General features: G+C 37.3%; 15 protein-coding genes. 7 read left to right on the top strand and 8 right to left on the bottom strand.

What is annotated here, in order from left to right; genetic code table 11:
• Positions 1-482 precede the first annotated feature (482 nt).
• The 4 genes from ACQ7EO_RS06275 to ACQ7EO_RS06260 form a co-directional block, all read right to left on the bottom strand.
• Positions 483-1,301, bottom strand: a complete 819-nt coding sequence (locus ACQ7EO_RS06275) for a zinc ribbon domain-containing protein (RefSeq protein ID WP_227504219.1) — start codon at positions 1,299-1,301, stop codon at positions 483-485.
• 736 nt (positions 1,302-2,037) lie between these two features.
• Entirely contained in the window at positions 2,038-2,970 is a 933-nt protein-coding gene (locus ACQ7EO_RS06270; protein WP_004717227.1) for an FAD-binding protein, read from the bottom strand.
• Between the two features lie 17 nt (positions 2,971-2,987).
• Positions 2,988-3,740, bottom strand: coding sequence for an electron transfer flavoprotein subunit beta/FixA family protein (locus ACQ7EO_RS06265; RefSeq protein ID WP_004823176.1), 753 nt, complete (start codon positions 3,738-3,740; stop codon positions 2,988-2,990).
• 483 nt (positions 3,741-4,223) lie between these two features.
• Positions 4,224-4,829, bottom strand: coding sequence for a LysE family translocator (locus ACQ7EO_RS06260; RefSeq protein ID WP_034612532.1), 606 nt, complete (start codon positions 4,827-4,829; stop codon positions 4,224-4,226).
• 116 nt (positions 4,830-4,945) lie between these two features.
• Between ACQ7EO_RS06260 and ACQ7EO_RS06255 the strand changes: the two genes are divergently transcribed.
• From ACQ7EO_RS06255 to ACQ7EO_RS06245, 3 genes are all read left to right on the top strand, one after another.
• Complete coding sequence (locus ACQ7EO_RS06255; protein WP_004717233.1) at positions 4,946-5,440, top strand: Lrp/AsnC family transcriptional regulator; 495 nt, start codon at positions 4,946-4,948, stop codon at positions 5,438-5,440.
• Between the two features lie 24 nt (positions 5,441-5,464).
• On the top strand, positions 5,465-6,019 hold the full coding sequence (locus ACQ7EO_RS06250) for a GNAT family N-acetyltransferase (protein WP_434279153.1): 555 nt from the start codon (positions 5,465-5,467) through the stop codon (positions 6,017-6,019).
• Positions 6,020-6,172: 153 nt separating this feature from the next.
• On the top strand, positions 6,173-6,724 hold the full coding sequence (locus ACQ7EO_RS06245) for a GNAT family N-acetyltransferase (RefSeq protein WP_096734789.1): 552 nt from the start codon (positions 6,173-6,175) through the stop codon (positions 6,722-6,724).
• Between the two features lies 1 nt (position 6,725).
• On the opposite strand, the gene ACQ7EO_RS06240 is transcribed toward ACQ7EO_RS06245, so the two are convergent.
• The 3 genes from ACQ7EO_RS06240 to ACQ7EO_RS06230 all read right to left on the bottom strand — a co-directional run bounded on the left by ACQ7EO_RS06240 (position 6,726) and on the right by ACQ7EO_RS06230 (position 9,263).
• Entirely contained in the window at positions 6,726-7,097 is a 372-nt protein-coding gene (locus ACQ7EO_RS06240) for a hypothetical protein (protein WP_004717237.1), read from the bottom strand.
• Between the two features lie 229 nt (positions 7,098-7,326).
• Positions 7,327-8,226, bottom strand: coding sequence for a tyrosine recombinase XerC (locus tag ACQ7EO_RS06235; RefSeq protein WP_419286555.1), 900 nt, complete (start codon positions 8,224-8,226; stop codon positions 7,327-7,329).
• A gap of 80 nt (positions 8,227-8,306) precedes the next feature.
• Positions 8,307-9,263, bottom strand: a complete 957-nt coding sequence (locus tag ACQ7EO_RS06230; protein ID WP_270384872.1) for a M28 family peptidase — start codon at positions 9,261-9,263, stop codon at positions 8,307-8,309.
• 139 nt (positions 9,264-9,402) lie between these two features.
• Between ACQ7EO_RS06230 and rlmH the strand changes: the two genes are divergently transcribed.
• The 4 genes from rlmH to ACQ7EO_RS06210 all read left to right on the top strand — a co-directional run bounded on the left by rlmH (position 9,403) and on the right by ACQ7EO_RS06210 (position 12,418).
• Positions 9,403-9,885, top strand: coding sequence for a 23S rRNA (pseudouridine(1915)-N(3))-methyltransferase RlmH (rlmH, locus tag ACQ7EO_RS06225; protein WP_004717243.1), 483 nt, complete (start codon positions 9,403-9,405; stop codon positions 9,883-9,885).
• A gap of 126 nt (positions 9,886-10,011) precedes the next feature.
• Positions 10,012-10,788 (top strand): dioxygenase family protein, encoded by a 777-nt coding sequence (locus tag ACQ7EO_RS06220; protein WP_004717246.1) that lies wholly within the window; start codon positions 10,012-10,014, stop codon positions 10,786-10,788.
• Between the two features lie 166 nt (positions 10,789-10,954).
• Positions 10,955-11,725 carry an META and DUF4377 domain-containing protein gene (locus ACQ7EO_RS06215; RefSeq protein WP_004717248.1) on the top strand — a complete coding sequence of 257 codons (771 nt, stop codon included), beginning with the start codon at positions 10,955-10,957 and terminating at the stop codon, positions 11,723-11,725.
• A 276-nt stretch (positions 11,726-12,001) separates the two neighbouring features.
• Positions 12,002-12,418: a DUF4377 domain-containing protein gene (locus ACQ7EO_RS06210; RefSeq protein ID WP_262086604.1), complete on the top strand. Its 417-nt coding sequence runs from the start codon at positions 12,002-12,004 to the stop codon at positions 12,416-12,418.
• Between the two features lie 79 nt (positions 12,419-12,497).
• Here ACQ7EO_RS06210 and gdhA read toward each other — a convergent pair whose 3' ends face one another.
• Entirely contained in the window at positions 12,498-13,841 is a 1,344-nt protein-coding gene (gene gdhA / locus ACQ7EO_RS06205) for an NADP-specific glutamate dehydrogenase (RefSeq protein WP_434279152.1), read from the bottom strand.
• Positions 13,842-13,968: the final 127 nt, after the last annotated feature.

Raw genomic sequence — 13,968 nt, 5'->3', positions numbered from 1 at the left:
TTATATAATCTAGCTAGTCAAAATTTAGCTCAAAAAGCGTTGAGCCAAAATCTAAAATTCAGTCGCACAGTATAGCATAAAACCAAGCGATTTTGTGCCTATCCGACCACACTATAATCATGATTTTTTGTAGTATTTTTAAACAATTTTAACGATTTATTGACAATAAAAAATCGCCTGATTGGGCGCTCAATTAAGCATCGCTAAATTTATAAATGATTGGGTATTTTTATCTCAAAACCTGACCTATTTTTATCTATCCAATCATAGTCAATGGTGTGCTTCATTCACTTTTTTTGCGATGTTTATCAGTAAAAAATCAATCACATCAAACAGGTTTGTATCGGATCGATTAAAACAACTCAAACATGAAAATTGCCATATAAAATCCGATATGGCAAAAAATATGAGAAAGTGATATTAAGTCCACCCCACTGATCAAAAAAATCTAAACACTTCCAAATATAGAGTGTTGTAAATTTCTATAATTTATATGGATCTGACTGAAGCAATTCACAGTGTTGCAGCAAATCATCACTGATTGCTACGCGATAACACTGCCAATCACGAATTTGATTATTTTCAAGCTGTGGAACCATATATATTCGGCTTGCAGGCGCATCAGTGAATTTACCCACTAAAATCCCTTGCTGTGTAATTTCAATTTGATCAAAAATAAAATCACTAAACTGGGTCTGTTCAAACTTTTCAATATCTTTTAGGCTCGTCGCAAAACGATGCTTGGCATCATAATACTGTGCCAAACGCGCTTGATAAGCTTGCATATCAAAATAACGTGCTTGGTATTCATTAGACACCACCTCTTCGCTTGCGGGTAATGCTTCATCTGTGGTCGCGGCCTCATCTTGATTGGATGACCCAATAACAGACATTACGATAGGAATAACCACACTTGAAATAACCCCAAGCACTGCGGGACCAAACATAAATACAGCTAAAAGTATCCAGACAATTTTAAAATTTTTCTTTTTAGGCTGATTTTGCGACTCTCTTTGTGTATTTGCGACTCTCTGCTGCCATGATTCAAGTAACGCACTCGCCTTATCTCCTACAGAAGCATGCTGATTGCTCTCGGTTTCATTGTTCGGCGGAGTCTGACGAGGTTTTATATTATGCGTGGGATTTGACTGCTCTTGCTTATTTTCACGACGTACAGAAAATTCAACATTGCTATTGCCTGTTAAATTGTTGGTCTGTTTAACCTGTTTTAAACGAGTACCACAAATACCACATTTCATGGCTTCATTGATATTCTCAGCGTAACATTTAGGACACTTCATATTTATAGCTATTCTAGGTGAGATGATAAGGAATTGAGCAATAATGGAAAAGCGCAAGGATTTAAAACGACAGAATCAGCCAGTCTAACGCGCCAACAAATATAGAATTAAAAGAATGGTCAAGAGATACTACAAGATTAAATATAATGTTGTGCCTGTAACAGCTGATTTACACTGGAATTTTCTGTATGTCGCCAGTATACGATGGAAAATTTAATTGTGTTTATGCTTTGATCTTATCGGGTTTAAAATTGGACTTCAAGGTATTTATCCACTGATTCTCTTTTGTTCTTTTCGCCAAAGCATTGATCTCGTTACATCAATTACTTATTGATAAAATAATCACTCAAGATACAGCATCTTAAACATAAAAATTAAGATCAGAAAAAATGAAAATAGCATTTTTGATCACTATTTTTATTTTATGACAGCTTATGTTTAAAACCACTTTTATAAATCAAAAAAAGATCGTGTAGCGCGAATCATATGAATTTTGCAAGGTTCCTTATCCCTATGAGAAAAAATGACAATAAAGGAACTTTTAAGTTGATTTAGACTATAAAAAGGACTGATGAGAGAAGCTACTCAGAGTTTCTTTATTCGAATAGAGAATAACCCACCATCACGACTTTATTTATCCGTGCACACCATCCATCTATTTATTCAATAAATTTCTAAAATAAAAAAACGCACTTAAGAAATCCTAAGCGCGTTTTTTTGAAACTTAATTCGAGAATTAAAGTTTAGAAACTAATTCTGGAACAACAGTATTCAAATCACCAACTAACCAGTAGTCAGCTACAGCATTGATTGGTGCTTCTTCATCTTTGTTGATTGCAACAATCACTTTAGAATCTTTCATACCTGCCAAATGCTGGATCGCACCAGAAATACCTACAGCGATGTAGAGATCAGGCGCAACGATTTTACCAGTTTGACCAACTTGCATATCGTTAGGAACGAAGCCAGCATCAACCGCAGCACGTGAAGCACCTTGAGCAGCACTAAGCTTGTCAGCAAGTGGATCAAGTACTTTATGATAGTTCTCACCAGAACCAACACCACGACCACCCGATACAACGATACGCGCAGCAGTTAATTCAGGACGTTCTGATTTCACAATTTCTTCAGAAATGAACTTAGAAATACCTGCATCACCTGTAGAAGCCGCTGATTCAACTGCAGCAGAACCGCCTTCAGCAGCAACAGGATCAAAAGCTGTACCACGTACAGTTGCAAGAACAATTGCTTCGTCAGATTGAACTGTAGCAATGGCATTACCTGCATAAATTGGACGTTTGAAAGTTTTAGGACCTTCAACAGCAATGATGTCAGTAATCATGCTTGAGTCTAAAAGTGCAGCAGCGCGTGGCAAGATGTTCTTACCTGTTGTTGTTGAAGCAGCAAGGATATGTGAATAACCTTTACCCAATTCAGCAACAAGTTTCGCTACATTTTCAGCCAATTGGTTTGCATAAGCTGCATCATCAGCAAGCAAAACTTTGCTTACACCAGCAACTTTCGCAGCAGCATCTGCAACTGCTTGAGCACCAGAACCTGCAACCAATACAGTGATATCACCACCGATTTTTTGAGCCGCAGCAACAACGTTTAAAGTTGCACCGTTAAGTGTCTTATTGTCGTGCTCAGCGATAACTAAAATACTCATGATTTTATCCTTCTGTATTAGATCACTTTCGCTTCATTTTTAAGTTTTTCAACAAGCTCGTCTACAGACTTCACTTGTACACCAGCTTTACGCTCTGCAGGTGGTTCAACTTTAACTGTTTTAAGTTTAGAAGTTGCTGTAACACCGAAATCTGCAGGAGTTTTCGTATCAAGTGGCTTTTTACGTGCTTTCATAATGTTTGGAAGCGCAGCATAACGTGGCTCATTCAAACGTAAGTCAGTGGTGATGATCGCTGGAGTATTTAACTCAACAGTTTGTAAACCACCATCAACTTCACGAGTTACTTGAACTTTATCGCCATTTACAGTTACTACAGAAGCAAATGTACCTTGACCAGCGCCAAGTAAAGCACCCAACATTTGACCAACTTGGTTAGAGTCATCATCAATTGCTTGCTTACCTAAAAGCACAAGTTGTGGTTGTTCTTGTTCAACAACAGCTTTTAGGATTTTAGCAACTTCTAAAGCGCCAAGTTGACTGTCATCAGCCTCAACTAAAATACCGCGGTCTGCACCAAGCGCCATAGCAGAACGAATTTGTTCTTGCGCTTCTTTTGGTCCAATAGAAACAACAACGATTTCTGAAACTGTTCCTTTTTCTTTTAAGCGAACCGCTTCTTCAACTGCGATTTCATCGAATGGGTTAATTGACATTTTAACGTTAGTAAGGTCTACCCCACTATTGTCCGGTTTAACGCGAACTTTAACGTTGGCATCAACCACACGTTTTACAGCAACAAGAGCCTTCATGTAATCCTCGGCTGTTTTAGCAAAAGTAAATGTTAAGAAGAGTTATAATAACGCTTCATTTAAAATTATTTAGGTGTCCTATCTTGCAATGTGATTGGCATTTCGGTCAAGTCACAATTCGCAAAACTACTGTAAAAAGTCATAAAAAAGCTTGAACGTACAGTTCACATTTTTTCTAAATAATTTAACTTAGACACGTAAGGCTACTATTTCGACAATATTTATATATTGATAAATAACATTATTTGTATTGATTCTGTATAAATAATCAAAAGAATTAAGATAAATTATCAATCAATCAAAGGGATGACACTAGCCTTTCATCGATACTGTTACGCTCTGTCATTTTAGACAGATTCAGCAATTTTTCTAAGTATGTTTATTGATTAAATTTGTGAACTTTTTGGCATTAAACTTGTAACAAAATACTAAATATGCAAAAACGGGCTTCTTTTCAGAATCACCCGTTTGTTTCTGCTTGGATTAATTTGCCAATAACCATGCGGCTGCAATGGTCAACAAAGCTCCTGAACCGCCATCAATCCATTTTTGCTTACGTTCATTGATGTGCTGCTCTTTGGTCAATTGAGCAATCAAAAGACTCAAACCACAATACACCAAGAATATCAAAGCAATAAAAATTGCTGACAAGGCTAAGCCTTGAAACACGGTGTTACCTGATTTATCGATGAATTGTGGCAAAATCGCAAAATAGATCAACATGCCTTTTGGATTCAACAATGCCGTAACAAAGCCTTTGCGAATAGGATTTGAAACCGCTTTCTGCTCAATACGTAATGTCTTTTGGCTAAATACTGATTTAATCAAATGAAATGCTAAATACAATAAATAGGCGATCCCCAAATATCGAATCGTCTCAAACAATACTGGGAATGAAACAATAATTGCGGCAATGCCAAGCGCAACCAAAATCGAATGAACCAGATAGCCAGAACAGATACCGATTGTCGCCATCATGCCTGCTTTCGCATCTTTACCTATCACTTGTGACAGGATAAATAACATATCTGGTCCTGGTGTGAAAATTAACGGAAGTACCGTTAAGGCAAAAAGTACAAATACAGACATCTCTTTTCCCTTTCTGAAGTTTGACTGCGAGAAGAAAACAGTATCTTTTAAAATGCTTAAAATAGGATTTCAAATATTCTATAATGATGATTATTTTTCAAATTAAATTCTAATTTATGAAAATTTCATCTAAGACTATTCTAATCAAGCTAGACCGTATTGATAAAAATATCATTCGTGCTTTACAAGCCAATGGTCGAATCCAAAATAATGATCTTGCTCGTGAGATTGGGCTCTCACCCTCATCATGCCTAAGACGAGTTCGACTCTTAGAAGAAGCCAAAGTTATCCAAAACTATACAACAGTGGTGGATCCACAAAAAATTGGCTTTCAATTGATGCTATTCTCAAGAATCTGGTTGTTAGGGCAAGATGCTGAAACCATTGATACCTTTATTGAAGCGATGAAAGAACTGCCTCAGGTCATGGAGTGTTATATTATTCTGGGTGAATGTGATGCGATGTTAAAAGTGGTGGTCCCTGATTTAGAAAGCTATCGTAAATTTCAGTCGACACATTTGACCAAAAAGAATGGTATTACCAGTGTAAAAACGGATGTCCCAAGTCAAATTATTAAACAAAGCTTTCAATTACCTCTTGAAGATTTGTAATTCAAAAAATACGATTAGGTGAATATGAAAACATTCAATCCCCCCGTTCAATTAGAAACACCCAGACTTATGCTTAGACAATGGCAAGTTCGTGATTTTGAAGCTTTTGCAGATTTAAATGCTGATCCAGAGGTTATGCGGTATTTTCCAGCGACCTTGTCAAAAAACGAAAGTGACCTTTTGGCACATCGATTTCAAGACTCAATTTCCGAATATGGTTGGGGATTTTGGGTGGTTGAGTTAAAAGAAAATCAGCAATTTATCGGTTTTGTGGGTCTAGCCAATCAAGCGGAAAGATATGCTTTCTCTCCTTGTGTTGAAATTGGTTGGCGATTTGCACAACAATATTGGCATCAGGGCTATGCAACAGAAGCAGCTCAGCAATGTTTGGCATTTGCATTTGAAAAATTAGCTTTAGAACAAGTTGTTTCTTTCACATCTATACTGAATCAAGCTTCGGAAAAAGTGATGCAACGACTTGGTATGGATTATGTTGAAAACTTTATGCATCCCGCTTTAGACAAAAACCATGCTTTGGCTGAACATGTACTTTACCGTATACAAAATCCAAAGCTGTAACGCTGGTCAATATGTGGGTTATCTTGGGCGATGCAAAATTTTATATCGTAAAACAAAGATCTGCATATCGAGCCAAATATGACTAAGGCGATACGTTAAAAATTATCGCTCTTTTCTATCTAAGCAGTGCTTTGATCAGGATGTTCAATAAAAATGATTTATGAATTATGTACAGATCGTCTTTTACTTCGACAATGGCAAGCTTCTGATTACGATGCATTTGCAAAAATCACAGCAAACCCTGAAGTGATGCAATTTTTCCCCAAAATTTTAAATCGTGAGCAAAGTGACGAACTGGCAAATCAGATTAAATATTTAATCGAAATCAAAGGCTGGGGACTTTGGGCCGTTGAATTGATTGAAACCCAAGAGTTTATTGGGTGTGTGGGACTACATCAACAACCCTCAAAATTTGAATTTTCACCATGTATAGAAATTGGCTGGCGGCTTGATCCAAAATTTTGGAATAAAGGCTATGCAACTGAGGCGGCTCAAGCATGTCTAAGATTTGCATTTGAAGAACTGAATTTTCAAGAGATTGTTGCATTTACAGCTAAACATAATCTTGCTTCGCAAAATGTCATGAAAAAAATTGGAATGAGCTTTTCTCATGACTTTCTACATCCTGATTTTGATGAGCACCATCCACTACATGAAGAGAAGCTCTATCGAATTCAAAAACAAGATTTTCAATTTGAGTATTGAACTATTTCGCCATGCTTGCTAAAAAATCGCGATGAATATGGCTTAAATCAATCAAATCTTGATTTTTGAGCTCCAGCACTTGCCAAATCTCAATAAAGTCTTCTTTTAAGTCAATATGATTAGACACTGTTTGAGCCGCTTGCCATTGTTGGTCTGATATCCATAAATAGGTCTGATTGGTTGCGGTATTTACAGCTTGAACTTTACCCTCAGCATTGATACCCAATACTTTTCCTTCTTGCGGTAAGGTTGCCTCAATTTTGGGGAGGCTGAATTCTACAAAATGTTTAATTTGACGTAAGCCATAGCCCTTAAAAATTTCTTTTTGAGCGTCAGTCAGTTGCTTATATTTTTGTTCAAGTTCAGGGATCATTGAAAGACCTAATTTTTTTGCAAAATTGAATCAATAGAAATGTATTGAATAAATACCAAACCTAGATATACATGAGAGCATTTTTAAAAACAATTATCTATTCGACTTTTTTCTGTGCTAAATGTGTTTAAGCACTGTGCATTTTATCAAAAAACCAACTGTGCTTTTCACCAGATCTATTCGCTACAAAATACAAAAATCAACGCTTAATAAAGCCGTATATTCAAGGTCAATTTTTTATTTTCGATGCAGTAGCTCTTGGATGCGCTTGATCATAAACTTGTGCCAGATGATCAAAATCGACGTGGGTATAAATCTGTGTTGTGGTTAAATTGCTATGTCCTAGCATTTCTTGCACTGCACGCAGATCGCCACTATTGGATAACATATGACTGGCAAAGCAGTGACGTAATAAATGTGGGTGTAAATCAACATTTACCCCTGCACGTAGTGCTTGGTATTTGACTCGATTTTCAATCTGACGTGGGCTAATACTTGTGCCGCGTTGAGTAATAAATACCAAAGATTCAGGGCTAAACTCCCCCTGCCAGATTCGATAGATTTTTAACCATTCAATCAGACTCTCTCTCGCTTTAGAGCCGAAAGGTACAATTCGAGTCTTATTTCCTTTACCCGTGATACGCAATAAATGACGGGTAAAATCAATATCTCGTATGGTTAAACTTTGCACTTCCGCCAAGCGTAAGCCACTGGAATAGAGCAACTCGAGAATAGCCTTATCTCGTAACCACAATTGCTTCTCGATTGGCTTTTCAGGTTCAGGCTGATCCATGATTTGATTAACCGTTTCAATATCGATCATCCCTGGTAATGGTCGAGCTTGCCGCTTTATCTGAAAATCATCCGCGGCATTGATTTCTAAATAACCACCTTGTTTGGCCCACTTCATAAACTGACGAATTGAAGTTAAATGTCGTTGTAAACTACTGGTCGAAAGCTGATCTTTTTCAACCCGATAAGCTACATACTCTCTTAAATCAGCAGCTTCGACTTGTTTTAACTCAATCTGCTTGTCATAACAAAAATCAATAAAGTTGGATACATCTCGAAAATAAGCATCTAAGGTATGTACCGATTGATTCTGTATTTTCCGATCCTTAATCCACATCGAGAGCAATTGCATTGCACCGTATTGCATAAACTCTCCTTTGATCAAAATAGCAAATGATATAACCAGATTGAAAAATATCAGTCTTGTAAAACTGTATACACCACACCATTGATGACTTCCGCCATCTTATTTAAATTGAGTTTTTCAACAGTGTCCTCTTGGGTATGATAATGCTTATTTCTAAAAAAAGCCGTATCTGTGATCATAATAGCTGGGATATCGAAGCGCCAATAATTCAAATGATCTGAGAAATCCACGCCGTGTACAAATGACGGCGCTATCAATCTTTGACAATCAAGGCGTTTTAACGCTTTCATGGCATCACAATATTTTTCGCCCAAACCACGTGAAGTGAAATTACTCACTGCGCCAATAAAATTTCCATGTTTGGGATAAAACAAAGCTAATCCCGATGGATAATCCTGAACATTTTTATGGTCAAAATATCCAATCATTTCCAAAATATACACCGCTTGAATTTGATCTTTTTGTTTTAAAATGGATTGTGCATGGATATAACTCCCCATATGTTCAGTACGGAAATACGGAGGTTCTTCCAATGTATAAAAGACGAAATCAACATTCTGTTTAAGACTGGCTTTATTGGCTGCTAAAATTCGTGCGATCTCTATTAACCCCACCACACCAGAAGCATTATCATCAGCACCTTTGAAATTTCCATAAACATCATAATGTGCACCAACAATCACTTTTTTGGCATGACCCATTTGTAAGTGACATATTACATTTCGATAGGTTTTGCCTTTGACTTGATAAGGCTGGTATTCACAAGGAATCGCAAACTGTTCAAGTTGTTGTTTAATAAATGCCGCAACTCGATCGAGCTCTTGAATATTTTGATAATTTCGAAACGCTTGTGGGTGAATCACTTGTTGTAAATAACTGTTTAAACGATCAGGTTCAGCTTGCTGATCATATTGTTCTGCAGCGACACTCCATGTTGAAAGCCCACAGCTGAGCAATATAATAAAAAGATAGTTTAAATTTAAAAAATTTGGATAAGCTATTTGCATGTATAAATCCAATTTAAAAGCGTGTTGGTATAGCTATAATTTAAAAAAACAGCAATTAGACATTCAGTTCTTGTTGTACGCCTGAGAATAACCAATATCACGCTATAATGATGTAATTACCACGTTAGAAATTGTTAATATGAAAATCCGTATTCTGACCATTGGTCAAAAAATGCCTGCTTGGGTATTAACTGGTTTTGAGGATTACTTCAAAAGAATCCAACCTTTTGTACAGACGCAAATTATTGAACTCCCGATGGCAAAGCGTGGCAAAAATGATTCCGAAGCAGATATTTTAAAATATCGCCAAATTGAGGGCGATAGTATTCTCAGCCAACTGAAACACAATGAAGTATTGATTGCACTTGAAGTAGGCGGACGTGAATTTAGTACTGAAAAGCTGGCTGAAACCATGAAAGGTTGGATGCTTGAAGGTTATGATGTTGCACTGGCCATTGGCGGACCAGATGGGCATTCTGAAGCTGTGCGAAAAGCTGCTGCTTGGCACTGGTCACTGTCAAAACTGACTCTGCCCCATCCATTGGTTCGGGTTATGCTGATTGAACAACTTTATCGTGCGATGAGTATTAACCATAATCATCCGTATCATCGTGCTGGCTAGTCATATAATTGGGCAAAAGTTGTATTGTTGAAACAGTCTGTTGAAATAAAAGGCTTATTGAGAGCATGCATTTTAGCTAGAATGGGCAATTCACGCTGTATTTAATGATCATTTAGGCACAAAGATATGAACTTACAAACACTCCCAGGTTTATTCATTTCACATGGCTCTCCCATGCTTGCGCTAGATCCCGAACAAGTCGGTCCTGCACTACATCGTCTTGGTCTAAATTTGCCAAAACCACAAGCCATCGTGGTAATGTCTGCCCACTGGGAAAGTGAGGCTTTAGAAGTCAATACAGGTGTACGCCCTGAAACATGGCATGACTTTCGTGGTTTTCCTCAAGCGCTGTATGAGATTCGCTATCCCGCACCAGGAAATCCTGAATTGGCGGAAGAAATTCTACATCTCTTGGCTGAAGCTCACCTCCCTGCACATGCAAATAGTACTCGACCTCGTGATCATGGTGTATGGATGCCTTTATTACATATGTATCCTGAGGCAGATATTCCAGTCATTGAAATTTCTTTACCGATGAATATGCATGCTGATCAAATCTACCAAATTGGTCAAGCACTTGCCCCACTCCGTGAAAAACAAATTTTATTGATTGGTTCAGGCAGTATCACTCACAATTTAAGAGAATTGTCATGGAACGGCAAAGATGAGAATGTGCCTGAATGGGCATCTACATTTAGAAATTATGTGGTGAGCAAACTCAACCATAGTAATTATGATGCAGTATTGGAATGGGATAGCATTCCTTATCTACAGAAAAATCACCCAACACTTGAGCACTTTGCGCCTCTTTTCTTTGCAATGGGTACGGGTCATCGCTTTAGTATTGTGCACAGTAGTTTTTCAATGGGTGCGCTAGGTATGGATATTTATCGTTTTGACTAAATAACCTGATTGATCACAATTCAGCAGAAATGATAACAATTTGTTAATTATTGTTTAACTTTTAGTTATATGGATACATATTGAAACCGAATTAATAAATTGTATCCATATCTTTTAGTGTTTCATGGTTTATCCTATGCATAGTTTTTTAAAACGTGAATAGAATATGAAATTCAAATATTTAGCATTAGCTGTACTTCCTTTAGCCCTAGCGGCTTGCCAATCTGGCGATATTCAAAAATTGGGTGATACCGCTGTGAAAGTATTACAACAACAAGGTAATGCAGAGCAAACATTAAATGCTTATCAATGGTCTTATCAACCAGCAGATACCAAACAACCTATCGTACTTAATTTTGCAGACCAACGTCTAAGTGTTGCGACTGGCTGTAACCGACTAATGACCAGTGCAAAAGTTGAAAACGGTTTATTAGTTACAGGCAATATTGCATCAACCAATATGATGTGTTCTCCTGAATTAATGAAACAAGAAAGTTTTGCTGCTGCATTGTTCCAATCAAATAAAACAGCATTTGTACTCGATACAGCAAACACTGAAAGCCCAACGCTGACTTTGGTAAACGCGACAGGTGGTAAAGTTGTATTTACAGGTAAGATGACACCTGAAACTAAATACCAAAGCCAAGGTGAAACAATTTTCTTAGAAATCAGCCCAGAAACTAAAGAATGTTCTGCTGGTGTAAGAAAAATGCAGTGCTTACAAGTACGCGAAATCAAATATGCTGACAATGGTGTAAAAACCCAAGTAGATAAAGATTGGACATATTTCTATGACCAAATCGAAGGCTTTACTCATAGCCCTGCTGAGCGCCAAGTGGTTCGTGTAAAACGTTATGAGATTAAAAACCCTGCTGCTGATCAGTCTAAATACGCTTATGTACAAGACATGATTATCGAACGTGAAACTGTAAAATAATTGTATAGAAAAGCTGAAGTTTAACTTCAGCTTTTCTTTGTTTAACTATTTATAAACACCTAGATTTAAATCAGTTTTATGCTTTTTCAATCAGACTATCAAAACATTTCTATCTTAAACTTTGCATCTTTATTTTAATCGATGCAGAACATCTAATATTGAACAATAATTAAAAAAAGCAGTGAATATATACACTCAATAATAGAAACTTAACAATCCATAGTGATTGCAGCAAAGCTCATTTTTTAATACAGCAAGATCGATAAAGGTAAAATCATGAATCACAAATTAAGCATTGCACTACTCTTACCGTTGCTCGTCATGGCATGTAGCCAAGAATCCACAACTCAAAAAGTTCCAACGCCTGCATCTATAGAGACCCAAGTTTCAAATACAGCAACTCAACCACAAATTATTTTTTTAGAGGTCGGTCCTGAAACTCGACCTTGTACTGGTGTTGCACCACAAACCTGTCTTTTAGTCCGTGAATTAACATTGAGCGAAACTGGTCAAAAGAATTATACTGAGAAAGAAGCGAGTTATTTTTATGACTCTATTGACGGCTTTACCCATAATTCAAAGTCTACTCAAATTATTAAGGTCAAACGCACAGAAATTGCCAATCCTGCAGCTGATCAGTCTCAATACCAATATGAACTCGACTCAATTGTTGAAACCATTCCGAGCAAATAAGCTTGTCGCTGTTTTTTAAATCGCTCAAATAAAAAACCGATGCAAAAGCATCGGTTTTAAGTTCAAAATCAAACTGAGATTAGAACACGCCTTGCGCTAACATTGCATCGGCAACTTTAACAAAACCAGCAATATTTGCACCATTTACATAGTTCACTGTGCCATCATCTTGAGTACCGTATTTCACACAGTTACGATGAATTTCTTTCATAATTGCATGTAGGCGCTCATCCACTTCTTCAAATGTCCACCCCAAACGAATCGAATTTTGTGACATTTCAAGACCAGAAGTGGCCACACCACCTGCATTAGACGCTTTACCAGGTGCATAAAGAATTTTTGCTTCTACAAATTTTTCTACAGCTTCTAGTGTTGAAGGCATATTGGCACCTTCAGCAACACAGATTACACCATTGGCAAGCAGTACATCTGCATCTTCTTCATTTAATTCATTTTGAGTTGCACATGGCAATGCAATATCACACTGAATTGACCAAGGGCGTTGACCTTCTAAATATTCAAAACCATGTTTTGATGCAAACTCAGAAATACGTCCACGTTTTACGTTTTTAAGTTCCATCACTTCAGCAAGAAGCTCATTGGTAAAGCCATTTTTTACATGTACCGTACCGTTTGAGTCAGACAATGAAACCACTTTCGCACCTAAGTACATGGCTTTTTCTGCAGCAAACTGCGCCACATTGCCCGAACCTGAAATCACCACAATTTTATCTTTGAAGCTTTCACCACGAGTTTTTAGCATTTCTTCAGCAAAATAAACTGTACCAAAACCTGTTGCTTCTGGGCGAGCCAAAGAACCACCGAATGATGAACCTTTACCCGTAAATACACATGAAGTGTCATTACTGAGCTTTTTCATCATACCCGCCATGTAACCTACTTCACGACCACCCACACCAATATCCCCTGCTGGAATATCAGTATTAGAACCAAGGTGACGGTAAAGTTCGATGATTAATGCTTGGCAAAAACGCATGATCTCGCCGTCTGATTTGCCTTTCGGATCGAAATCAGAACCACCTTTACCACCGCCCATAGGCAGTGTGGTCAAGGCATTTTTAAACGTCTGCTCAAAACCTAAAAATTTTAAAATAGAGAGATTTACAGATGGGTGAAACCGCATGCCGCCTTTAAATGGACCAATAGCAGAATTATATTGAACACGAAAAGCACGGTTAACTTGAGTTTGACCCTTGTCATCTACCCATGAAACACGGAATTGAATCGCTCGTTCTGGCTCAACAAGACGTTCAAGCAAACCGTGCTCAGCATACTCTGGGTTTTTCTCAATAAATGGCCACAAACTGGTCATAACTTCTTCCACAGCTTGTAAAAACTCTGGTTGATTTGGATCACGTGCTTTAACGTAATTTAAAAAGTCATTCAGGCTATTATATTTCAACGCTCATTCCTCAGCAGAAAATGATACAAAAAAGGTCAACCCTTTTAATAAAATGATAAATTTTGGCGCAAAGTATTTAATCCCTTTTGTATATAATCCACAACCTTTTTTCAAATGTTTTTTCAAA

The organism is Acinetobacter sp. CE-15 (assembly GCF_051059255.1).
Taxonomy (GTDB): Bacteria; Pseudomonadota; Gammaproteobacteria; order Pseudomonadales; family Moraxellaceae; genus Acinetobacter; species Acinetobacter guillouiae.
Note: the sequence above shows the minus strand (reverse complement) of the source record. Positions and strands in the feature narration are given on the sequence as shown.

Bases quoted from the DNA above. Each gene is read 5' to 3' on its own strand.
- ACQ7EO_RS06260 (WP_034612532.1), bottom strand. From the start codon at position 4,829: ATGTCTGTATTTGTACTTTTTGCCTTAACGGTACTTCCGTTAATTTTC.
- ACQ7EO_RS06210 (WP_262086604.1), top strand. From the start codon at position 12,002: ATGAATCACAAATTAAGCATTGCACTACTCTTACCGTTGCTCGTCATG.
- ACQ7EO_RS06265 (WP_004823176.1), bottom strand. From the start codon at position 3,740: ATGAAGGCTCTTGTTGCTGTAAAACGTGTGGTTGATGCCAACGTTAAA.
- ACQ7EO_RS06255 (WP_004717233.1), top strand. From the start codon at position 4,946: ATGAAAATTTCATCTAAGACTATTCTAATCAAGCTAGACCGTATTGAT.
- ACQ7EO_RS06245 (WP_096734789.1), top strand. From the start codon at position 6,173: ATGATTTATGAATTATGTACAGATCGTCTTTTACTTCGACAATGGCAA.
- ACQ7EO_RS06250 (WP_434279153.1), top strand. From the start codon at position 5,465: ATGAAAACATTCAATCCCCCCGTTCAATTAGAAACACCCAGACTTATG.
- ACQ7EO_RS06220 (WP_004717246.1), top strand. From the start codon at position 10,012: ATGAACTTACAAACACTCCCAGGTTTATTCATTTCACATGGCTCTCCC.
- rlmH (WP_004717243.1), top strand. From the start codon at position 9,403: ATGAAAATCCGTATTCTGACCATTGGTCAAAAAATGCCTGCTTGGGTA.
- ACQ7EO_RS06235 (WP_419286555.1), bottom strand. From the start codon at position 8,226: ATGTGGATTAAGGATCGGAAAATACAGAATCAATCGGTACATACCTTA.
- ACQ7EO_RS06275 (WP_227504219.1), bottom strand. From the start codon at position 1,301: ATGAAGTGTCCTAAATGTTACGCTGAGAATATCAATGAAGCCATGAAA.
- ACQ7EO_RS06240 (WP_004717237.1), bottom strand. From the start codon at position 7,097: ATGATCCCTGAACTTGAACAAAAATATAAGCAACTGACTGACGCTCAA.
- ACQ7EO_RS06230 (WP_270384872.1), bottom strand. From the start codon at position 9,263: ATGCAAATAGCTTATCCAAATTTTTTAAATTTAAACTATCTTTTTATT.
- ACQ7EO_RS06270 (WP_004717227.1), bottom strand. From the start codon at position 2,970: ATGAGTATTTTAGTTATCGCTGAGCACGACAATAAGACACTTAACGGT.
- ACQ7EO_RS06215 (WP_004717248.1), top strand. From the start codon at position 10,955: ATGAAATTCAAATATTTAGCATTAGCTGTACTTCCTTTAGCCCTAGCG.